1 protein-coding gene is annotated in these 636 nt (G+C 43.4%); it reads left to right on the forward strand.

Annotated elements, in window-relative coordinates; translation table 11 throughout:
* Nucleotides 1–329 precede the first annotated feature (329 nt).
* On the forward strand, nucleotides 330–636 hold a 307-nt coding region (locus tag A3738_RS29565), incomplete at its 3' end, for a molybdopterin-binding protein (RefSeq protein WP_255376201.1).

A 636-nucleotide genomic window follows, 5' to 3' on the forward strand; every position in this document is an offset into this window, starting at 1 on the left:
ATAAAACAGAAAGATATAGCGAATCCGCTTCGCGCGGCTCATCATCGACCGAAACAAGAAGCGCTTCAGTCATATTGAAAAAAATAGCAATGGCAATCGATAAATAGATAATCCAGGCTACGACCGATTTATGAGATGGCTCATTTAAATAACCGTACCAACGTTGGCGATGTGACAAAACGTGCTTCCCTTACTAGAACCAGAACTGCGATGCAGCGATTTATGTTGATTTAAAGCATTAGAATCAACTTTTTATTGGTCTTTCAAGTTTAAAAATAGCATTTCAACGACCATAATACGCGCGACGAATCACTATTGAGAGCCGATAGATGGGAAAACATATAACTCAAACATTAGTACCACTAAATATCAGCGTATTAACCGTATCCGATACACGTTCGTTTGATACAGACACGTCGGGGCAATATTTATGCGACAGCCTTGAGGAAGCGGGGCATACGCTCTGCAAACGCAGCATCGTAATAGACGACATTTACCAGATCCGAGCACAACTTTCAGCATGGATCGCAGATGATGAGTCTCAGGTTGTCCTAATCACAGGCGGCACGGGTTTTACGAGTCGAGACAGCACACCTGAAGCTGTTAGCCCCCTGCTGGATAAGTTGGTTGATGGGT

The organism is Oleiphilus sp. HI0066 (assembly GCF_001635725.1).